The sequence below is a fragment of the Oceanicaulis sp. genome (assembly GCF_051859625.1).
Lineage (GTDB): Bacteria > Pseudomonadota > Alphaproteobacteria > Caulobacterales > Maricaulaceae > Oceanicaulis.
In genome coordinates this window covers 833,203-854,212 of record NZ_JBHYFH010000001.1, presented here as the reverse complement: position 1 = coordinate 854,212, position 21,010 = coordinate 833,203, and the positions used below count along the sequence as shown (strand labels likewise).

General features: G+C 63.8%; 19 protein-coding genes. 9 read left to right on the top strand and 10 right to left on the bottom strand.

What is annotated here, in order from left to right:
• The first annotated feature begins 11 nt into the window (after positions 1-11).
• The 4 genes from ACTIGF_RS04100 (at position 12) to ftsH (ending at position 4,843) form a co-directional block, all read left to right on the top strand.
• On the top strand, positions 12-485 hold the full coding sequence (locus ACTIGF_RS04100; RefSeq protein ID WP_439635658.1) for a hypothetical protein: 474 nt from the start codon (positions 12-14) through the stop codon (positions 483-485).
• A 76-nt stretch (positions 486-561) separates the two neighbouring features.
• Positions 562-1,536: a tol-pal system protein YbgF gene (ybgF, locus tag ACTIGF_RS04095; RefSeq protein WP_439635657.1), complete on the top strand. Its 975-nt coding sequence runs from the start codon at positions 562-564 to the stop codon at positions 1,534-1,536.
• 8 nt (positions 1,537-1,544) lie between these two features.
• Positions 1,545-2,828 carry a tRNA lysidine(34) synthetase TilS gene (tilS, locus tag ACTIGF_RS04090; RefSeq protein ID WP_439635656.1) on the top strand — a complete coding sequence of 428 codons (1,284 nt, stop codon included), beginning with the start codon at positions 1,545-1,547 and terminating at the stop codon, positions 2,826-2,828.
• A gap of 77 nt (positions 2,829-2,905) precedes the next feature.
• On the top strand, positions 2,906-4,843 hold the full coding sequence (gene ftsH, locus ACTIGF_RS04085; protein WP_439636645.1) for an ATP-dependent zinc metalloprotease FtsH: 1,938 nt from the start codon (positions 2,906-2,908) through the stop codon (positions 4,841-4,843).
• Positions 4,844-4,902: 59 nt separating this feature from the next.
• Here ftsH and ACTIGF_RS04080 read toward each other — a convergent pair whose 3' ends face one another.
• From ACTIGF_RS04080 to ACTIGF_RS04060, 5 genes are all read right to left on the bottom strand, one after another.
• Positions 4,903-5,253, bottom strand: coding sequence for a hypothetical protein (locus tag ACTIGF_RS04080; RefSeq protein ID WP_439635655.1), 351 nt, complete (start codon positions 5,251-5,253; stop codon positions 4,903-4,905).
• A 9-nt stretch (positions 5,254-5,262) separates the two neighbouring features.
• Entirely contained in the window at positions 5,263-6,090 is an 828-nt protein-coding gene (locus ACTIGF_RS04075) for a hypothetical protein (protein ID WP_439635654.1), read from the bottom strand.
• A gap of 140 nt (positions 6,091-6,230) precedes the next feature.
• A complete protein-coding gene (locus tag ACTIGF_RS04070; RefSeq protein ID WP_439635653.1) occupies positions 6,231-7,340 on the bottom strand; it encodes a hypothetical protein in 1,110 nt (369 codons plus the stop codon).
• A gap of 47 nt (positions 7,341-7,387) precedes the next feature.
• Complete coding sequence (locus tag ACTIGF_RS04065) at positions 7,388-8,134, bottom strand: helix-turn-helix domain-containing protein (protein WP_439635652.1); 747 nt, start codon at positions 8,132-8,134, stop codon at positions 7,388-7,390.
• Between the two features lie 59 nt (positions 8,135-8,193).
• Positions 8,194-8,559, bottom strand: a complete 366-nt coding sequence (locus ACTIGF_RS04060) for a hypothetical protein (protein ID WP_439635651.1) — start codon at positions 8,557-8,559, stop codon at positions 8,194-8,196.
• Positions 8,560-8,648: 89 nt separating this feature from the next.
• Between ACTIGF_RS04060 and ACTIGF_RS04055 the strand changes: the two genes are divergently transcribed.
• Positions 8,649-9,581, top strand: coding sequence for a LysR family transcriptional regulator (locus ACTIGF_RS04055; RefSeq protein WP_439635650.1), 933 nt, complete (start codon positions 8,649-8,651; stop codon positions 9,579-9,581).
• Complete coding sequence (gene folP / locus ACTIGF_RS04050; RefSeq protein WP_439635649.1) at positions 9,575-10,414, top strand: dihydropteroate synthase; 840 nt, start codon at positions 9,575-9,577, stop codon at positions 10,412-10,414. Before ACTIGF_RS04055 ends, folP begins: the two co-directional genes overlap by 7 nt.
• On the opposite strand, the gene ACTIGF_RS04045 is transcribed toward folP, so the two are convergent.
• The 3 genes from ACTIGF_RS04045 to ACTIGF_RS04035 all read right to left on the bottom strand — a co-directional run bounded on the left by ACTIGF_RS04045 (position 10,411) and on the right by ACTIGF_RS04035 (position 15,034).
• The gene (locus ACTIGF_RS04045) at positions 10,411-11,031 is read right to left on the bottom strand and encodes an ankyrin repeat domain-containing protein (protein WP_439635648.1); all 621 of its coding nucleotides are present in this window, start codon (positions 11,029-11,031) and stop codon (positions 10,411-10,413) included. The two genes, folP and ACTIGF_RS04045, sit on opposite strands and share 4 nt — an antisense overlap.
• A 60-nt stretch (positions 11,032-11,091) precedes the next feature.
• Positions 11,092-13,071: a DEAD/DEAH box helicase gene (locus tag ACTIGF_RS04040; RefSeq protein WP_439635647.1), complete on the bottom strand. Its 1,980-nt coding sequence runs from the start codon at positions 13,069-13,071 to the stop codon at positions 11,092-11,094.
• 166 nt (positions 13,072-13,237) lie between these two features.
• Positions 13,238-15,034 (bottom strand): ABC transporter ATP-binding protein, encoded by a 1,797-nt coding sequence (locus tag ACTIGF_RS04035; protein WP_439635646.1) that lies wholly within the window; start codon positions 15,032-15,034, stop codon positions 13,238-13,240.
• 387 nt (positions 15,035-15,421) lie between these two features.
• On the opposite strand from ACTIGF_RS04035, the gene thiD reads away from it, so the two are divergent.
• Complete coding sequence (gene thiD, locus ACTIGF_RS04030) at positions 15,422-16,300, top strand: bifunctional hydroxymethylpyrimidine kinase/phosphomethylpyrimidine kinase (protein WP_439635645.1); 879 nt, start codon at positions 15,422-15,424, stop codon at positions 16,298-16,300.
• On the opposite strand, the gene ACTIGF_RS04025 is transcribed toward thiD, so the two are convergent.
• Positions 16,297-17,196 (bottom strand): DMT family transporter, encoded by a 900-nt coding sequence (locus ACTIGF_RS04025; protein ID WP_439635644.1) that lies wholly within the window; start codon positions 17,194-17,196, stop codon positions 16,297-16,299. The genes thiD and ACTIGF_RS04025 overlap by 4 nt on opposite strands.
• The gene (locus tag ACTIGF_RS04020) at positions 17,193-18,326 is read right to left on the bottom strand and encodes an aminotransferase class V-fold PLP-dependent enzyme (RefSeq protein WP_439635643.1); all 1,134 of its coding nucleotides are present in this window, start codon (positions 18,324-18,326) and stop codon (positions 17,193-17,195) included. Before ACTIGF_RS04020 ends, ACTIGF_RS04025 begins: the two co-directional genes overlap by 4 nt.
• Positions 18,327-18,456: 130 nt before the next feature.
• Between ACTIGF_RS04020 and ACTIGF_RS04015 the strand changes: the two genes are divergently transcribed.
• Both ACTIGF_RS04015 and ACTIGF_RS04010 read left to right on the top strand, forming a co-directional pair.
• A complete protein-coding gene (locus tag ACTIGF_RS04015; RefSeq protein ID WP_439635642.1) occupies positions 18,457-19,623 on the top strand; it encodes a phosphoserine transaminase in 1,167 nt (388 codons plus the stop codon).
• Between the two features lie 94 nt (positions 19,624-19,717).
• Positions 19,718-21,007, top strand: coding sequence for an adenylosuccinate synthase (locus ACTIGF_RS04010; protein ID WP_439635641.1), 1,290 nt, complete (start codon positions 19,718-19,720; stop codon positions 21,005-21,007).
• The last annotated feature ends 3 nt before the right edge of the window (positions 21,008-21,010 follow it).

Here is a 21,010-nt window from a genome sequence, read left to right as displayed (position 1 = left end):
GGGGCAGCCTAATGATTATCAGAGCATTCGTAGGACTTGTTGTTGCGCCGGTGGCCGCTGTCGCCGCGCTGTATGGTCTCTCCATGGTGATGGAGCCGTCACCGGGCGTGTATGGCGCGCCAGGGTCTGACCCGGTCGCCACTGAAGAACCGGTTTCCGAACCCCATGAAGAGCCGATGGGCGAACCGCCTATCGCTCTGCCCTATGACGAGGGCGGAGCCGCCGCGTTTTTGGCGGATGTCTTTGAAGGGACCGAGGCCTACTGGCTCTGGGGCGTGGACAGCCGCGCGGACCTCGCCTCTTTCTCTGCGCAGGTCGCCGAGCCGGGTTCAGGCGGGGAGGCGTCCTGCACGCCCAGCCATGTCCAGCTTCAATGCACGCTGCAGCGGGCGGACGGCTATGGCTATACATTTGGGCTTCAGCAATCGGCGGATGGCGGTTGGTTCGTGGTGAACGATGAAGTCCGTCTGCTGGACAATTCCTGACTTCGCCTTGATTTCGCCGTTTGCTCGACGACACTAGCGCTCATAGCCCTGAGCCGCTTCACAGGACATCTGCGCCATGATTCGTTCGCTTTTCTCCGCCCTGTCAGCTCTTTTGCTGATGACCGCCTTGATGACCGTTCCAGCTGAAGCGCAATCGCGCCGGGAGCTGGCGGCGCGCCTGGATGCGGTTGAGGCGCGATTGGCGGAGGTCGAAGCGAGGGCGCTGCAAGGCGATCCGGTGGCGGAAACGCTGATGATGCGCGTGGATGATCTGGAGCGTCAGCAGCGCGTTCAAACCGGCGAGATCGAACGTCTGAACTTTGAAAACCGCCGCATGCGTCAGGAACTCGAACAATTGGGCGTCAATGTGGACCGGCTGTTGTCAGGCGGCGCGGCTTATGGCGCGGCAGGGGATGAAATGGGCGCGACGGGGGATCCTCTGTCTCTGGGCGGGCCGTCAGACCTCTTGTCCGCCGACGAAATTGATTCAAGCGACCCTTACGCTGAGGCGCGCGCGTCCACCGTGCAGCCCTTGCGCGCGCCGACGCCGGGCCAGAACACGCAAGCGCCGCGCGGGACGGGGCGCGAAAGCCTGTCGCAAAGCGCGGCTTTGCCCCAGCTGAACGCAGATATCAGTGAGCTGGACGCCCCGCCGGAAGCCGTCATGGATGCCGACACCCTGTTCCAGACAGCGAACGCCCGTCTGCTCGATGGTGATTTTGGCGGTGCGCGGGAATTGCTGCGTGAGTTCACCCAGACCTATCCTGAAGACGCCAAAGTCGGTCAGGCCTGGTACTGGCTGGGGGAAACCCATTTCATCAATGGCGATTTCCAGGATGCGGCGGACGCTTATATCGCGTCCTTGCAGGCGGATCGTCAGGGCGCGCGTGCGCCCGACGCCCTGGTCCGGTTGGGGGCGTCATTGGCGGCTTTGGGCGAAACCGGTCGCGCGTGCCAGGTGCTGGCCACCTTTCCGTCCGAGTTTCCGCGCGCCGGTGAGGATGCGCGCCGCAAGGCGCAACGTGAGACCGCACGGATCGGCTGCCGATAGGGGGCGATGTGTCTGAAGCGCTGGCGCTTGGGTTTTCCGGCGGCGGAGATTCTACTGCTCTGCTTCATGCCTTGCGCGCGGCGCATCCCGATTTCCCGCTGCACGCCCTGATCGTTGATCATCAGTTGCGGCCAGAAAGCGCGGTCGAAGCGGCAGACAATGCCGACTACGCCAGATCCCTTGGGGCTGAACCGCATATCCTGCGATGGACCGCGCCTAAGAAGAACCAGGCCGCCGCGCGTCAGGCGCGCCATCGCCTGTTGGCGGGCGCGTGTGAGGGGCTGGGGGTGCGTCTCTTATGCCTGGGCCATACGCTGGACGACCGGATCGAAACCCTGCGCATGCGGGCCAAACGCGAGGGCGGTTGGCGGACCTTGACCGGCATGACCCGGTTTGACGCGTCTCCGGTCTGGCCCGAAGGGCGAGACCTGACGGTGGTGCGCCCGTTTCTCGAATTGAGGCGCGCGGAGCTGCGCGAGTACCTCAGCCGTATCGAGGCGCGCTGGATCGAGGATCCCTCAAACGAAGACGCCCAGTATGAACGTGTGCAGGTGCGCCAGAAGGCGTACCCGCCCGGCGGTCCGGCTGAGCATGGCTTGTTGAGCCTGTCAGACCAGAGTGTGGATGCAGAGCGCCTGCTGCGCAGCGCGGCCTGGCGCCTGGTGGAGCGGGCTGTGAGCTGGACGCCCTGGGGCGGGGCGCGACTGAATGCGGACATGTTTTCACTGGCGGCCAAACCCATGGCGCTGCGAGCGATGGAAGCGGTCATGCTGGCGGTGTCGGGCGAGGCGCGGACGCCGCCACCTGACGGTGTCGAGGCTTGTCTGAAGGCGCTTGAGGCACGAGAGGCGCATACGCAATCGGGTGTTCTTCTGACCGCTGACGGCGTGATGGGGCGAGACCCTGGCGCGGTTCTGGGGCGGGCGGACGGCGGCGCAGAGCCTGTGGTCCTGGAGCTGCAAGCGGGCGAGGCCGGCCTGTTTGACGGCCGTGTTGAAGTCCGGGCGGAGACAGCGTGCCAGGTCGCCGCCTTGGGTGATAGGTTGCAGCCTGAGGATGTTTCACGCGCGGATGTACCGCCTGCGCTTCGCCAATCCTTAACGGTGATCTCAACTTATAATGGCGCTGAAGGCGGTGAGATCATGCAATTGCTGCTTGGCGATACAGACAATTGGTCGCTGCTTTGCATGACACGCTTGCGGCGCTGGCTGCTTCCTTGCGAAGCGCCGGCATGGTTTGATGGGGATAAATCTGCGTTGCATGTACGCGCCGCACTGGCGAAAACGGTCTGACGCCCCAATATCAGACGTAACAATTTGATGACCGCCTCAGATGCGCGCCCGAAACGATGGCGGCGCGGACAAGGACACTGACGATGAATATGCGCAATATGCTGGTTTGGGCGATCTTGCTGGTGCTGTTGCTGGCGTTGTTCAACATGCTCCAGGGACCGAGCCAGTCGGCGCCGTCCAACGAGATCAACTATTCCCAGTTCATGAACCAGGTCGAGAGCGGTCAGGTCAGCTCCGTCACCATTCAGGGCGACACGATCACCGGCCAGACCTCGGGCGGCGCCACCTTCCGCACCACCATTCCGGCAGACGCCAATGTCACGGCGGCGCTGCGGGCTGCGGATGTGGATATCACCGCTCAACAGCCCAGCGAAGGCGGCATCAGCCCGCTGGGCATTCTGATCAACTGGTTCCCGATGCTGCTGTTGATCGGTGTGTGGATCTTCTTCATGCGTCAGATGCAGGGCGGCGGTCGCGGCGCCATGGGCTTCGGCAAGTCCAAGGCGAAGCTTCTGACCGAGAAGACAGGCCGCGTCACGTTTGACGATGTGGCTGGCATTGATGAGGCCAAGGAAGAGCTTGAGGAGATCGTCGAGTTCCTCAAGGACCCCTCCAAGTTCCAGCGCCTGGGCGGCAAGATTCCCAAGGGCGCCTTGCTGATCGGCCCTCCGGGCACCGGTAAGACGCTCACCGCGCGCGCTGTCGCCGGTGAGGCGGGCGTGCCCTTCTTCACCATTTCGGGTTCTGATTTTGTGGAAATGTTCGTCGGTGTCGGCGCATCTCGTGTGCGCGACATGTTCGAACAGGCCAAGAAAAACGCGCCCTGCATCATCTTCATTGACGAGATCGACGCGGTGGGCCGTTCGCGCGGCGCGGGCCTGGGCGGCGGTAATGACGAACGCGAGCAGACGCTCAACCAGCTGCTGGTGGAGATGGACGGGTTTGAAGCCAATGAGGGCATCATCCTGATCGCGGCGACCAACCGTCCGGACGTTCTGGACCCGGCGCTGCTGCGTCCGGGCCGCTTTGACCGTCAGGTCATGGTGCCGAACCCCGACATCACGGGCCGTGAGAAAATCCTGAAAGTGCATATGCGTGACGTGCCGCTGGCTGACGATGTCGAGCCCAAAGTCATCGCACGCGGCACGCCGGGTTTCTCGGGCGCGGACCTCGCAAACCTTGTGAACGAAGCAGCTTTGCTGGCCGCGCGCCGCAACAAGCGCGTCGTCTCCATGGCGGAATTCGAAGACGCCAAAGACAAGGTGATGATGGGCCCCGAGCGCCGGACCATGGTCATGACCGAGAAAGAGCGCACGCTCACCGCCTATCACGAATCCGGTCACGCCATTGTGGCGCTGAACGTGCCGGCGGCCGATCCCGTCCACAAGGCGACGATCATCCCGCGCGGTCGCGCGCTGGGCATGGTCATGCAGCTGCCCGAGGGCGACAAGCTGTCGATGACCCATCAGGAGATGACGTCGCGTCTCGCCATCATGATGGGCGGGCGTGTGGCTGAAGAGCTGAAATTCGGCAAGGAGAACGTCACCTCCGGCGCCGCCAGCGACATCAAGCAGGCGACCCGTCTGGCTCGCGCCATGGTCACCCAATGGGGCTTCTCTGAAGAGATCGGTCCGGTGGACTATGGCGAAGACCAGGGTGAGGTTTTCCTGGGTCAGCAACTGGTTCAGTCCTCCTCGATCTCGGCGGAAACCGCCGCCAAGATCGAAAAAGAGGTCAAAGGCCTGGTTGAGGGCGGTCTGAAAGAGGCCCGCCGCATCCTGACCGAAAAAGGCGACGATTGGGTGGCCCTGTCCGAAGGGCTTCTGGAATACGAAACCCTGTCCGGTGATGAGATTGTTGAGCTGTTGAAGGGCAACAAACCTCATCGCGACACGGAAGTCCCGCCCAAAGCCGACGGCGGTTCGCCGCCTTCCGGCGCGGTGCCGGTCATTGATGATGACGAGGATGAAGCGCCGAGCACGGGCGGGCTTGAGCCCAAGCCGGGCGGCGCCTGACAGTCCCCTTCATTTGGATGATCAAACGGCCGCTCCATCAGGAGCGGCCGTTTTTCATTTCAGTGCGCGTCAGTGAGCATTTTGATCAGGTGATCAAGCGTGGTCGGGTCCAGAAACGCCCGCCCGCTTTCCAACGCCAGCGCTTCGATCGAGCAAGTTGGGTCGGCGAACCAGGATCTCCCGGCTTCATGGTCATGCATGACCTGTCCTTTGACACACAGCCATTTCCGAGCGGACGCATCATGTTCGAGGCGTATGCCGCGATAGCCGAGCCTTGTGGGCGGGGTCCAGTCCGGGCCGGTGGGCAATCCCTCAAGGGCTTCGAGCAAACGGGTTTCAAGCGCGCCCGTTACAAGCCATTCAGGATCACGGCGTCCGGAATAGATCTGAAGGATGACACGAAGGGTCATTGAACCGGCCTAGCTGATCACCACGCCGGCATTGGTGATCATGTAACTGCAGAACTGGGTGTAGTCGCCCCGGTCACAGGTGGCGGGATCGGTGATCTGGGCGCCGGCGTTGTCGGTGTTGATCACAGGGGTTGAGCCCGGCTTGTGCGACCAGCAGCCGTTCGTGTCCTGACGATACCAGTGAAAATCTGTGCCTGGCCAGATGACCAGCGCCACGTACCAGCCTGGCGTTTCGTCTGAAAAGTTAGCTGAGGCGACGAGCCCGTCCGCAACGGCGCTGGGCTGAACCCCGCCGCAGCTCATACCGGTGATGGGCGTGCCTGATTCGCGACCGGGCTGGGCGAAGGTGTTGGTGGCCTGGTTGTTGGCGTAATTATAGCAATTATTGTTCGCTAACCGCACAGCATTGTTGTTCCACCAATCAGGATCATAGGCGGGTGCGTTCTGGCCCTTGCAGTCGGGACAATCCACTTGCGGCAGCGCGGTGAGCAAAGGGCGCTCATGCGCGTTCGCGAGGGCGGATTGCACGGAAGCGCTCAGCTCCAGACGCTTGAGCGCCAGCGCGATCAGTTCTTGCTCAAGCTCCGGCGCGCCCGCCAGGGTCAGGCCATGTGCGCTCGCCGCGCCTAAGGCGTCCTGGCTCATGGCGTCCATGTCTGATCCAGGCTCAACGGGTATGAGCGTGAACCCTTGATATCCAAGCCCGCGGCTGGCGTTCGGGCTGGCGGGACCGACTTCGAGCGCCCGCTTGAACAGGGATATCGCCTCTGTTTCTGACAGGATGAAGCGCGGGTTGGGGCGGCCGGAGAAGATGTTCAATTGCACGGACAGGCTCATGGGATCCTCCCTTGATGAAGAGCGCCACAAGTATGCCTGAGGGAAAAATACAACCTATGAGTTTGTGTGGCGACACTGTCGCTCAACACGCATCAGCCCTGCACGCTTGCGCATGCAGGGCTGAGGAGAAGGACGGGTGATCAGCGCGCGATGTGCACGCCGTCCGCCTCTTCAAGCGCGGCGGTGACGCCCCAGCCGCCAAAGGTTTCAGACACCGCAAAAGTCAGCGTGTTCTCGCCGTCTCGCAGGTTCAGCGGCACGGCCACATGCCGGGTGATGGTGCCCAGATAGCGATAGTCGCGGCTGCGCCAGTCATTGCTGCCGACAAACAGACGTTCGCCATTCAAGAACACCTGCACCCGGTCGGAATAGCCGAACCGGACCAATGCCGTTCGGGGGCTGTCAGCCATAATCGTGGTCTCAGCGAAGACCGTATCGCCTTCGGAATGGCGGGTGACGCTCGCCAAATTGGCGATTTCGTTATAGGCCACCTCGAGCGTGGTCCAACGCGCATGAGAGGCGTGCAGGCTTTCAAAGCTCTGCTCGGCCAGTTGGGCTTCGCTGAAAGGCGCAGAGACGCGCCAGGTGCGCACAAGGTTCGCCGTGGGCTCCATCATCGGGCGTTCGGAGACGCCGATGATGTCGGGGTTTCTCTCAGGCGTGATCTGGATATTGCGCACATAGCCGGACGCCACGCCATTGGGCGCCAATTGCCAGAAGCCGACCCAGCCGGCGCCGTCTTCACGCTGCAGGTCGGGAATGTGATGGATCAACTGGCCGTCCATGAAGATGTCGGCTTGATCCTCGGCGACGACCACGCGCACATTCATCCAGCGGTTCAGGCCATGATGGACCTGGCTGATGGCGTCCGGATCTGAAAAGATCTGCCAGCCCGTCACGCCGTCATACGCGGGGGTGTACTGAACCGAATCCGGCATATTGTTGAGATGGTGCCGGAAATAGAACTTCTCCCAATCCCCCACGCCCTGTCCGCGCCACAGAACGCCGGTATGGCCCGGAGATCCGCTGATCGCCATCTCGAACGTGATCTCGCCGGTTTCAAACTGGGATCCGTCAATCCAGACCACGCCGTCGCGAAAGTGCAGCGCGTCGCGACCCAGAAACTCCGCGCGTTCGACCAGTTCAGCCTCGATGCGCCAGCTTTTACCTTCAAACTCAAACATGTCTTGCGCCAGGGCGGGCGCGCTTAGCGCCGCACACAGGGCGGCGGCGGTCATCATCAGTTTCATCTCGGTGCTCCTGCCAGAAGAGAAGGGGGTATGGCTGAAGACTGCCTCTATTGCGCCTGTCTGGTCTTGAAGATTTCGGACTCTACGGACCTTTCCGCATGCAGCGCGGTCGGCGTCAGCCCGGTCAGCGCTTTGACGGACCGGCTGAGATGGGCCTGATCGCTATAGCCGCTGACCAGCGCAATGTCCGCCCAGTTCGGGCGAGCGCTCTGGTCGGCGCGTTCAATCGCCGCCAACGCCCGGATCTGACCCGCGAGCGCTTTGGGCCCGACGCCCAGCCGTCCGCTCATGCAGCGATGAAGATGACGTTCGCTCACCCCGGCGCGGTCGGCGAGGACATTGGCGCGGACACGGCCTTTCGTGGCGCGCAACAGCCGCGCGGCCCAGATCGCCAACGCATCAGTCTGACGCGTCGGTGTGTCGGGGGACCGTAAAAGGCGCGGGAAATCACTCTGGGGGAGGATGGCGTCGGTCAATTCGTCAGGGCGTACGCCTAACAGACACAGCGCCTGTTCGGGCGGGATAAACGTGCCTTCCAGAACGGAGCCCGGCGGCGGGGCGTAGAGCCGAGGAGTGCGGATAGGGCCAAAAACCCAGTGCGATTGGTCCAGAAGCTCGCCAGACGGTGCGTACAGGCTTTCGGTCACAAGGCTCAGCCGACTTTCTGGCAGAACTCTATGCGGCGTGGAGGCGGGCAGGAACCCTGCATCATAGCGCCACTCATGCCTGCCGCGTTCGGCGCGGGACCGCGCTTCGCTATAGGGGCCTAGCCGAGTGATGAAATGCGCCGTCATAAGTCACCGGTTACCGGTCAGACCCAGACGGCGCAAATCGCATTCCTGTGATCAGGTGGTTAGTTGCCTGCGCCTGCGGACGGCGCGCCCGCCATGCGGGTTTGCACCGCAGACAGGTTGGACGCCAGCACAGCGTTGCCCGGCGCCAGGGCCAGCGCGGTTTCACAGGCCTGAGCCGCTTCGGCGGTCTGGCCCAGCTGGTGCAGGGCGATACAGGCGTTCGCATGGGCGGCGGCGCGAACACTGGTGCGCGACCCGCTTTCCAGCGCGGCGCGGCTGAAGTGCAGCGCGGTGTTCCAGTCGCCCTGGTTCAGGGCGCGGACTGAGCCGCGAATATCAGAATCGGCCACGCGGACCGGGGTGAAATCCTGGACCGGCGCGCCGGTCAGTTGCAGGGCGAGAATTGCAGTTGCAAACACGGACATATAAGCCTCCATTCAGTGATGGCTCAAATATGACGCGCCGCAGCATATGTACAATTGACTGAAACTGCATAATTGGTATTCATAGTTGAATGGATAACTGGTCAGACTACTATCTCGCCCTCTCCGTCTACGAAGCGGGCAGTCATGCCGCCGCCGGTCGTGTCCTGGGGCTCAGCCAGCCCACGGTCAGTCGCCGGATGCGAGCGCTGGAAACCCATCTGGGCGGCGCCTTGTTTGAGCGTCGGGGCGATATCCTGACGCCGACAGCGCTTGGCCGGTCGGTTCTCGATCATGCTCGCAACATGCAAGACGAGGCCGCTGCGATCGAGCGTGCGGCGCGCAGCGGCAATGAGCGGATCGAGGGGCGGGTGACAGTGGCCGCCAGCGACGGCGTCGGCGCAGACTGGCTGCCGGGCGCTCTGACACCCTTGCTTCAGGCGCACCCTGACCTGTCAGTCGAGCTCAAGATCGGGTTTGAGCCGGCCAATCTGGCGGGCGGCGACGCCGACATCGCCCTGCGTTGGGGCCAACCCGGGCCGCAACACAGCTTGCTCGCCCGCCGCGCGGCGGAAGTGGGCAGCGGCATGTACGCCTCGGAATGTTATCTCGAACGTCATGGCGCGCCGCAAACGCTTGATGATGTCGCTGATCATGTGGCTGTGGGGTGGGCGGCGCCGATCGCGTTTCAATGGCCGCGGACACCTATTGGCGACGAGCTCAAACCCCGACGGGACGTCATGGTCGCGACCCATCCCAGCGCCCATCTGGAGGGGCTGCGCAATGGTTTGGGCCTCGGTGTGACCTCGCATCGTCTGGCGCGGGTCAGCCCCGGGCTTGTGCGCATCCTGCCCGATTTCGAGGTGTTGCTGGATTTGTGGCTGGTCGCCCACGGCGCCGTGCGCCGGTCCCGCGCGCAAGCCACGGTGCTCGATCATATCGCCGAAGCCCTGCGCGCGGATCGGGACCATTTCCGCAATGGCGAGCCGTCGCGCTATTCCAAGGCGTCGAGCCGTCCATGCTAGCCTTCCCCATCCGTCCACACGTTGATGGTCGGCCGCAGGTCATGGGCATCGTCAACGTGACGCCTGACAGCTTTTCAGATGGCGGGCGTCACGCCAGCACGCAGGCGGCGCGCGATCATGGGCTGGCTTTGCTGGATGCGGGCGCGGATTGTCTGGATGTTGGCGGCGAGAGCACCCGTCCGGGCGCCGAGCCCGTCTCTGAAAGCGAAGAACTGGACCGCGTCGCGCCAGTGATCGAGGCGATCCTGGCGGAACGCCCGCTCACGCCGATCTCGATTGATACGATGAAGCCGGGCGTGGCGCGCGCCGCCGTGCATGCGGGCGCGAGCCTGTGGAATGACGTCAACGCCTTGCGCGCGGATACGGCGCCTGAAACCGCCATGGAGCTGGGGGTGCCGGTGTGCCTGATGCATATGCAGGGCGAACCGCGCACCATGCAGGCCGCGCCGCAGTATGACGACGTGGTCAACGACGTGGCGCGCTATCTGGGCCAGCGTGCCGGCGTTCTGCTCGCCACCGGCTTTGACCGCGATCTCATCGTGCTCGATCCGGGCATCGGCTTTGGCAAATCGCTTGAGCATAATCTCGAGCTCATGGCCTCGCTCGAGCATTTCGTCTCGCTGGGCCTGCCGGTTCTGTTCGGCGCTTCGCGCAAACGCTTCGTTCAGGCGATTGACCACACGGCGGATGATGCGATGGATCGGCTGGGCGGCTCGCTCGCCGTCGCGCTGCACGCCGCACGGGCCGGTTGCGCCATCGTGCGGGTCCATGATGTGCGCGAGACGGTGCAGGCGCTCAAGGTGCAGGCGGCGGTCTTGAACGCCGGGGCCTAAGCCCAGCCCAGAGCCTGACGCAGCGCCTTGTCGCCGATGATCTGTTCGCTGTGCCGCCAGTCCGCGTCTGGCTGCAGGCCCGCTTCAACCAGCAGAGCGGCGCAGGCGATGTGTTCATCGCGGGCGCCAGGTGGGGGATCGAGCCGGCCCTGAACGGCCCAGCCCAGCGGTGTGCCCTGATATTGCGTGTCGCGCAGATAGATATAGACGCCGTGGTCCATCAGGCGTTTGACGAGATCGGCCATGCCCATGATCGCGGCCCAGTGAAGGGCGGTGGCGCCGAACAGGCCGCGCGGATCGGGATTGGCGCCCTTGTCGAGCAGGCGGTGGGCGATGGACGGGCAGGACAGGCTGATGGCGCTGATCAGCAGGCTGTCGCCATTTCCCGGATGTATGGCGTCCAGATCTGCACCCGCCGAGATCAAGGCGTTGGCGAAAGCCAGCCCTTGCGAGTCTGACAGACGCCCGTCAAACACCCGATCACAGATCGCATGGATGGGGTGGGGCGTATGATCCCCTTCAACCACAGGCGCATTGGTCAGATGCGGCAAACGCCCGAGCAAATGGCTCAGGGCGGTTGCGTCTTGAGTTTCAAGGCATTCAATCAGGCTCGACATGGATCAAGCCTGCCGCACAGCGGCAGGCTTGTCCTGTCCATAGCGTGACCGCTTGGTAAGCTAGCTGTCAGTTTTGCGCTTGATGCGCTTTAACGGGCGATCGCCGCCCTCAGCTTTCTTGAACGCCGGCTTGCCGCCCTCGGCTTTCTTGAAGCCAGGCTTGGCGCCGGGGCCTTTCTTGAAGCCGCCGGGTTTGGCCGCATGGGGCTTGTCGCCATCGCGTTTCTTGAACGGCGGTTTGCCTTTCGGCGCCCAGTCGCGCTTGGGGCGCGTATCTTCAGCGGAGCCGCCGAAGAAATCATCATCATCATGACGCTTGGCGGCGCGTTCTTTCTTACCCGGACGCGGCGCGCGCTTGGGCTTGCTGCGGTCACGATCACCGCCGCGCGGACCCTTGTTGAAGTCCGGCGCAGCTGTTTCAAACGGTTCGTCGCCCGCCAGTGAGACCCGAACATTCTTGTCGGTTTCACGCGGCTGGTTCATCGCCTGCTTGAAGCCTTCGATCTTGTCTTCGGCGATCTGGAAACGGGTCGCAGAATCGCCAATCTTGATCGCTCCGATATCATTGCCCGCGACGCCGCCAACACGGCAGATCAGCGGCAAAAGCCAACGCGGTTCGGCGCGCTGCTTGCGGCCCAGGTCAATCTCGAACCATTGACCGTCGTCAAAGTCTTCGCGACCACGGCGCGGACCCCGATCGGCGCGCTCTTCGCGCTGACGTTCGGGCGGAGTGCCGGACAGCTCTTCCGGCGCCGGCATGCGGCGTTCAAGCTCGGCCAGGAAGCCGGCGGCCAGTTTTTCAGCGCCAAACTGTTCGATCAGAGCGCGGATTTCATCCAGCCGGTCCTCATCCACATCATTGGCGAGGGCGGGGTGTTCGGCCAGGCGTTCGCGGTCCTTCTCACGGACATCGTCCGCATCAGGCGCGTTCACCCATTGCGCTTCCACCTTGGCGTCGCGCAGCAGGCGGATGATCCGGCCTTTGCGAGAGCTGGCGACCACGAACACGCTGGTGCCTTTCGACCCCGCACGACCGGTTCGGCCAGAGCGGTGCAGCAGGCTTTCAGCATTGGTCGGCGGTTCGGCGTGAACCACCAGGTCGAGACCCGGCAGGTCGATGCCGCGGGCCGCCACGTCAGTGGCGACGCAGACATTCGCCCGGCCGTCGCGCAGCGCTTGCAGCGCCTTGGTGCGTTCAGCCTGGGTCAGCTCGCCGGACAGCGCCACAGCGTGGAAGCCGCGATTGTGCAGCTTGGCGGCGAGACGGTTCACTTCATCGCGGCGCGCGCAGAACACCAGGGCGCGCGGCGCCGCGTGATAGCGCAGCACGTTGATGACGGCGTTCTCGCGGTCGTGACCGGAGACCGTGTGCGCCACATAGCTGATGTCGGCGTGCTGGCCGGTGGCGCTGAGCTTGGAGATGCGCAGGGCGTCGCGCTGATAAGTCTCGGCGATGCGGGCGATCTCTTTGGAGACCGTGGCCGAGAACAAGAGGGTGCGGCGCTCTTCGGGCGCAGAGCCGAGGATGAATTCAAGGTCCTCGCGGAACCCGAAATCGAGCATTTCGTCGGCTTCATCCAGCGCGATGGCGCGGATATTGGACAGGTCCAGCGCCTTGCGCTCGATATGGTCGCGCAGACGGCCCGGCGTGCCCACGACGATGTGGGCGCCGCGATCGAGAACCCGGCGCTCGGTGCGGGCGTCAAGACCGCCCACGGCGCTGGCGAGGCGGGCGCCGGCGTTGGCGTACAGCCAGTCGAGTTCGCGCTGAACCTGCAAGGCGAGTTCGCGGGTCGGGGCGATGATCAGCGCCAGCGGCGCGCCCGCTTGCGGCAGGCGGTCTTCGCCGGCCAGCAGGGTCTCGGCCATGGCCAGACCAAAGGCGACGGTCTTGCCTGAGCCGGTCTGGGCGGAGACCAGAAGGTCGCGGCCCACAGCCTCATCGGTCAGAACCGCGGACTGGACTTCGGTCAGGGCGTCATAGCCCTTCGTCTCCAGCGCTGAGACCAGCGCTGAAGGAATGGTGGTGGGGAACTTCATATGTACCTCGCAAAGGACGTGCGCCTCACAATCCCTTGCTTGAGGCCAGCCCTGAAAACCTGATCGCGCGGAGTGCCCCAGCGCGACTGAGCGGCGGCTGATAGCAGGCCTCGCACCGAAAAGATACGAAAAACCTGCATCAGCCCCGAAATGGCCTTGATTGGGCCTAGCCCTCCGCCAGCGCTGCGAGGCGCGCATAAACGCCTTCGCCCTGGGCGGCCAGCTCGTCATGCGTGCCCTGTTCGACGACCCGCCCCTTGTCAAAAACCAGGATGCGATCCGCATCCCGAATAGTCGACAGCCGGTGGGCGATGACGATGGCGGTCTTGCCTTGGGTCACATCCGCCATCGCCTCTTGAACGTCGCGTTCGGTCTCGTTGTCCAGCGCGCTGGTGGCCTCATCAAAGATCAGGATCGGCGCATCCGCCAGCACGGCGCGCGCGATGGCGATGCGCTGGCGTTCGCCGCCCGACAGCTTCACCCCCCGCTCGCCCACCAGCGTGTCATAGCCTTTGGGCAAGGTGATGATGAAGTCATGAGCGCGGGCGCGTTTCGCCGCGTCCACGATTTGCTCATCGGTGGCCTCCGGGCAGGCATAGGCGATGTTCTCCGCAATGGTGCGGTGGAACAGGGCCGGGTCCTGAGGCACCAGCGCGATGCAGCGCCGCAGGCTCGACTGGGTGATGGTGCGCACGTCCTGGCCATCAATGACGATCGCGCCCGCATCCACATCGTGAAAGCGCTGAACCAGCTTGACGAAACTGGACTTGCCCGACCCTGTCGGGCCGACGAGCGCCACGCGCTCACCCGCCGGAATGGTCAGGGAGAAGTCTTCGTAAAGCGGCGTGTCCTGTCCCTGATAGGTGAAGCGCACATCCTTGAAGACCACTTCGCCGCGTCCGGGTTTGAAATCGGGCGCGCCGGGCAGATCTGCGATCTGGGCGTCGGTCCGGGCGAAGGCGGCGAGGTCCTGGATCTCGTCCAGACCGCGCTGGACGTTCTGAACTTCCTCGCCGAACCGGCGCATATAGCCCGCCATCATCAAGAAGGCGGTGATGCCGAACACCACGTCGCCCGCGGTCGCCTCACCTTGCGTCCACAGCTGCAGCAACAGGCCCGCCAGGCCCGCCTGCAGCATGATGACGGCGGTCATCTGGATCAGCCAAGCGTTGGTGAAACGAAGCCAGGTCTTTTTCGCGGCGGCTCGCCAGCCCCAGGCCAGGGTATGAAACCGGCTGTCTTCACGCGCTTCCGCGCCGAAGCTCTTGACCGTGGCGACGCCGGAGATGACGTCCGCGATCGCGCCGCCGAGCTCTGAATCCTTGGCGTTCGAGATGACGTTCTGCGGACGGATGTAATAGGTGGAGACGAGCACCGTCAGCACGATGAAGGTGAAGGTCACCGCCAGCGCGTAGAGCCCCACGATGGGCCAGTGCAGCAACATGTAAACGCCCAGCGCCACCATCACGCCGATCGACGGGATCATGGAAAACCACAGCGTGGCGGTGATGGTGTCATACGCCCACATGCCGCGGGTGATCTTGCGCACCACCGCGCCGGCGAAGGCGTTGGCGTGCCAGTCCGCGCTGAAGCGCTGGACCTTGGCGAAGGCTTCAGAGGTCATGTCGGCCATGTTGGCGCTGGAGAACGGGATCTCACACCGCACCATGATTTGCCGGGCGGCGTTCACCAGCACGGCGAGCCCCACAAACACGATCAGCGCGGTCCAGTGGCTGTCGCCTGACGGGTCAGCGTTGGCGCTGCTGATGGAATCAATGAGCTGGCCGGCGGCCACGGGAATAAAGACGTCCGCCAAAGTGGCGAGCGCAGAGAAGCCCACCACCAGGCTGAACAGCCAGGGGCGGCGCGCCCATTGCCGGGCGACAAAGCGGAGCACGTCAAAATTGGAGAGCACGCCCGCGCTGGACGTGTCCTCGTCTTCAAAATCGTTGAAATCGGTCATCTCGGTCCTGCATGCGTACGAGTCGTCATCAGCCGGAATCCAGCGATGGGCGATACGCACGATCTGTAAAGCTGCGGAAGAGGCGAGGGATTTAGCGCTCGGGCCAGACGCGATACGCGCCGAGGTCCACATTTGCTGCGACGCTCACCGCCCGGATTTCACCAGGCCGCCGCTTTGATCATGATCGTGGCACGGGTCCGAATACTCCTTCTGGACAGAGAAGCCTGTCAGGAAAGCGGGTCATAGATCAGCCTCTGGCCTGAGACCAGAGTGAAGTTGGGCGTCCGTTGCGAATAGACGTCAGTGTGTCTGTCTGGACACAGCCTCCCGACTTGCGTGGGCTGGCTGCACAGACTAGCTCACACCTGACATTGAGGGAGCACAGCCATGACCGACGAAACCGAGATCGCTGAGGGCGAATTTGAAGACCCCAAGGGCCGGGTCCTGATTATCGCCGGGTCTGACAGCTCGGGCGGCGCTGGCGTTCAGGCCGACATCAAGACGGTGACGGCGCTGGGCGGCTACGCCTCGACCGCGATCACGGCGGTGACGGTGCAGAACACCAAGGGCGTGTCCGGCGTGCACCCCATTCCTGATGACGTGATCGCGGCCCAGATTGACGCGGTGCTGTCTGATATCGGCGCGGACGCGATCAAGACCGGCATGCTGGCCTCGGTCAGCACGATTGAAGCGGTGGTCAAGGCGCTCGACGATAACGGGACGGTCGGCCTGCCGCTGATCGTCGACCCGGTCATGGTGGCGGGGTCGGGCGACTCCCTGGTCAGTGAAGACACCGCCGAAGCGATCCGCACGATTTTGCTGCCGCGCGCCAGCCTGATCACCCCCAATGCGCCTGAAGCCGCCGTTCTGGCGGGCGGAACCATCGAGGACATGGATGATCAGCGCGCCGCCGCCGATGAATTGCTGGAGATGGGCGCCAAGGCGGTGCTGATCAAAGGCGGTCATCTGGAAGGCTCTCAGATCATTGATCTGCTGGCGACGCGTAATGGCGTGCGCCTGTTCACGCGCCCGCGCATTCACACCCGTCACACCCATGGCACGGGCTGCACGCTGGCGAGCGCGATCGCCGCGCTGATGGCCCAGGGGCAGGGCCTGGACCGCGCTGTCGAGATGGCGGGTGATTATCTGCACGAGGCTATCCGACGCGCGCCCAAGTTTGGTGAGGGACACGGACCGATCCAGCATGGCTGGACGGTCAACGCTTCGGAGTTTGCTCACGCGCCGGTGCGCGGGGGTCTCGACTAGGGCGCGGCTTTGGGTTTGCGGCGGGCGACATAAACGCCGAGCAGGATGACGCCGAGCGCGATCATCGTGGTCAGGGTCATGGGTTCGCCGCGTAGGAGCCCGATCACCGCGGCGACCACCGGGACCATGTAATTGATCAGCGCCACGAACGACGCGCCCACCTTTCGCGCCACGCCCATATAGACGATGGTCGCGAGCGCGGTTGGCAACAGCCCGAGCGCCAGCACCGCCATCATGGATGGCAGGCTCGGCGTGATGGGGGCCCCGGCGAAGATGTCGTAAAGCGCCATCGGCAGGCTCAACACAGCCGCGCAGATCATCGACCCCGCCGCGATGACGCTGGGCGGGGTTTCGGGTGAGGCCTGATAGGTCACCGCATTGGCGGCATAGCTCAAGGTCGCGATGAAGATCAGAAGCTGGGCGAGAAAGTCCGCCTCCAGCATGCCCTTCAGCGCCGCAGGCCCCATCAGGATCACGATACCGGAAAACCCGATCAGGAATCCCGAGGCTTTCCGAAGACTCAGGCGTTCATTGGGCAGGATGAAATGCGCCGCCGCGATCACGGTCAGAGGCATCATGCCCATCAGAATGCCCGCGATCCCGGACGGCACCGTCTTCTGACCAATGGCGATCAGGGTGAAGGGCAGGGCGTTGCCGAGGAATCCAAGCGCCAGGAACCAGAACCAGCGCACGTCGCGCAGCGGCGGAAGGCGGCGACGGCGATAAAACGCCCAGCCCGTCAGGATGACGGCGGCGAGGCTCAATCGTCCCAGCACGATAATCGAAGGCGGCAGGGTGTCGACAGCAACCGCGATGAACGCGAACGCGCTGCCCCAGACGAGCGCCAGAAGGCCGAGCGCGCCCCAGCCTTTCGCTCCCGGACTGTCCGGCGTCATCCCAGTATGGCTTTCAAGGCGGAGGCGAGGCGGTCCACGTCTTCGTCGGTGTTATAAATATGGGCGCTGATCCGCAAACGCGGGCCGCGCTGGGAGGCGTGGATATCGTGTTCGCGCAGTCGCGCGGCGATGTCGGCGGGCGCGTTCTGCGGCAGGCTCAGCGACAGATAGTGCGCGGCCTGATCCGGAATGTCCGCCAGCAGGCCCAGCGGTTTTACACCCTCCTTGATCCGTGCACTGGTCGCCGCGCATTGGCGTGCGATGTCAGCGACCCCGATCTCGTTGATCAGCTTCAGGCTTTCAAGCGCGGCGGGCAGCAATTGATGATTGGCGCGCTCGCCCATATCAAACCGCCGCGCGCCGGTATCATAGGTGTCGCGATAATCGGTCAGGCGGCTGAAATCCTGCGCATCGCTGCGGTTGATCCAGTTCTCTTCCAGGGGAAGTCCAGACTGGTGACGGGGCGCGACATACAGATACCCCGTCGCATAGGGGCTGAGCAGCCATTTATAAGCGGCGGCGACCGCGAAATCGGGATCAACGGTTTTAACGTCGAACTCCATCACGCCCAGCGACTGGGTCAGGTCGAGCACCAACGCCGCACCGTTCGCCTTGGCGGCTTGTGACACCGCTTCGAGATCAATCCGACCGCCATCAATCCAGTGCAACGCCCCGCAAGCCACGAGCCTCGTGCGCGGCGTAATCATGGCGAGCAGCGCCTGGGTCCAGGTCCCTGACTCGGTGCGTTTGGCGGTCTTGATCACCGCGCCGCACTGTTTCGCCAGCGCGCGCCAGGTGTAGACATTGGAGGGAAATTGCCCGTCCAGAATGACGATCTCATCGCCTGACTTGAGGTCGAGATTGCGCGCCGCGGTCGCAAGACCATAAGAGGCGGCGGGGACCAGGGCGATATCCTCGGCGGTTGCATTGAACAGCCGGGCGGCTTCACCCCGGACGCGCTCGGGCATGTCGAAGAACAGCTGGTTCGTGGTGTGTCGCCAGGGGCGCAGCTTGTCGCGGAACGCAGCCTGCCCGGCTTCCGCCGCGCGGATCGGCAAGGGCCCGACCTGAGCGGCGTTGAAGTAAACGGTGTCAGCGGGCAAATCGAACAGGGCGCGATAATCGGTCATGGCATTTGCGCTACGGCGTGTACGGAACGTGGTCAAGTCAGGATTTTTCCTCGCTTTGCGCAATTGACCGCATGTGCAGCACGGCCTACCGGTGGAGCCCTGTCGATAACAAAGCTGAGGTCATCGTGTCATGACGGTTCTCAAACCTACCAGCCGCCCCAATGATGCTCGCTTCTCTTGCGGGCCCACCAAGAAGCGTCCGGGTTGGGAATTGTCTGCACTCGCCGCGGCTCCGCTGGGCCGAACCCATCGCGGCGGCACGCCGAAGGCGCGCCTGGCTGAAGCGATTGAACGCACTGGCGCGATCCTGGAAATCCCTGACGACTACAAGGTGGTCATCACCCCGGCGTCTGACACGGGCGCGATGGAAGGCGCCATGTGGTCCATGCTGGGCGCGCGCGGCGTGGACGTGCTGGCGTGCGACGAGTTTGGCGGCCGCTGGTTGATCGACGCGCGTGACGAGCTCAAGCCTGAGGGCCTGACCATTCATCACGCGCCCTATGGCCAGGCGCCCGATTATTCCAAGGTCGATTTCAACAATGACGTGGTCTTCACCTGGAACGCCACGGCGGCGGGTGTGCGCGTCATCGATGGCGACTGGATCAAGGACGACCGCGAGGGCCTGACCATCTGTGACGCCACCTCGGCCGCCTTCGCCATGGACCTGCCCTGGGACAAGCTGGATGTGACCACGTTCAGCTGGCAAAAATGCATGGGCGGCGAAGCCCAGCACGGCATCGCCATTTTCAGCCCCCGCGCGCGTCAGCGCCTGCGCGAGTTCCGCCCGAGCTGGCCGGTGCCGCGCCTTCTGCAATTGTTTGAAGCGGGCGAGGAAACGGCGGCGATCTATGAAGGCTCCACCATCAACACGCCCTCGCTTCTGTGCACCGAGGATTATCTTGATGCGCTGAAATGGGCGGCGAAAGAGGGCGGGGTCTCGGCGCTGATCGCTCGGACCCAGGCCAATTTCGATGCGCTGGCGGCCTGGGTGGAAAAGACCGACTGGATCGAGTTTCTGGCTCAGGCCCCCGCCACCCGCTCGCAAACCTCGGTGACGCTGAAATTCTCCGGCAAGGAGCTCGAAGGCAAGTCTGAGGCTGAGCGTTGGGCGGTGTCGCGCCGCATGGGCGTGTTGCTGGATCGCGAAGAAGCGGCGTTTGACGTCATTCCCCACCCCAAGGCGCCGGCCGGCCTGCGCATCTGGTGCGGCCCGACGGTGGACGCCGATGATCTGGTGGCGCTTGGCCCCTGGCTGGATTGGGCGTATCACGAAGCGCTCGCGAACCCGGCCGATTAAACTTGCCCGCAAGGCTTTGCCAGCGCGCTGCTTGCCCCTGGGCTGAGAAGCGCGTAAGCCACCCCCGGTTTTTCCGCGATACGGAGTATGCGCGATGTCCAATGTTGTGGTTGTCGGCGCCCAGTGGGGCGATGAGGGCAAAGGCAAGATTGTCGACTGGTTGTCTCATCGCGCCGACGTGGTCGTGCGCTTTCAGGGCGGTCACAATGCGGGTCACACGCTGGTCGTGGACGGGGTGGTCTACAAGCTGTCTCTGATGCCGTCGGGCGTGGTTCAGAAAAAGCTCTCCCTCATCGGCAATGGCGTGGTGGTGGACCCCTGGGCCTTCATCTCCGAGATCGAGAAAGTGCGCGAGCAGGGCGTGGACATCAGCCCCAAACTCGTGCGCGTGGCGGAAACCGCCACCTTGATCCTGCCGGTCCATCGCGAACTCGACGCCCTGCGCGAGAACCGCGATGACGGCATGAAGATCGGCACCACCCGTCGCGGCATCGGCCCGGCGTATGAAGACAAGGTGGGACGTCGCTCGGTCCGGGTCATTGATCTGGCCGATGAAACCCAGCTGCGCCGCCGCGTGTCCGAACTCTTGCATCATCACAACGCTCTGCGCCGCGGCATGGGCGTGGAAGAGACGGATGAAGACGCGCTGGTCGCCGAGCTTCTGGATATCGCGCCGAAAATCCTGCCCTACGCAGACCCAGTTTGGCGTACGCTCGACCGGGCTATCGCAGACGACAAGAAAATCCTGTTTGAAGGCGCCCAGGGCGCTTTCCTGGACGTCGATCACGGCACCTATCCCTATGTGACCAGCTCCAACACGGTCGCCGGTCAGGCGTCCGCCGGCTCAGGCGTGGGGCCGGGCAAGGTCGGCTATGTGCTGGGTATTGTGAAAGCCTACACCACGCGGGTCGGCGAAGGCCCGTTCCCAACCGAGCTGACCGACGAGATCGGCCAGAAGATCGGCGAGCGCGGGCGTGAGTTCGGCACCGTCACCTCCCGCCAGCGTCGTTGCGGCTGGTTTGACGCCGTGCTGGTGCGCCAGAGCTGCAAGATCAACGGCATTAATGGCGTGGCGCTGACCAAGCTTGATGTGCTGGACGGCTTTGACGAGCTGAAGGTCTGTGTCGGCTACAAGTTCAACGGCGAGATGTATGACCGTCTGCCGGCCGGCACGGGCGCCCAGGCGGGCGTCGAGCCGGTCTACGAGACCTTTGAAGGTTGGGACGGCTCCACCGCCGGCGCGCGCTCCTGGGCGGACCTGCCGGCTCAGGCCGTTAAATATGTGCGCCGTATCGAGGAGCTGATCGAGACGCCGGTGGCGCTCTTGTCCACCAGCCCCGAGCGTGACGACACCATCCTGATGCAGGATCCGTTCAAGTCCTGACGG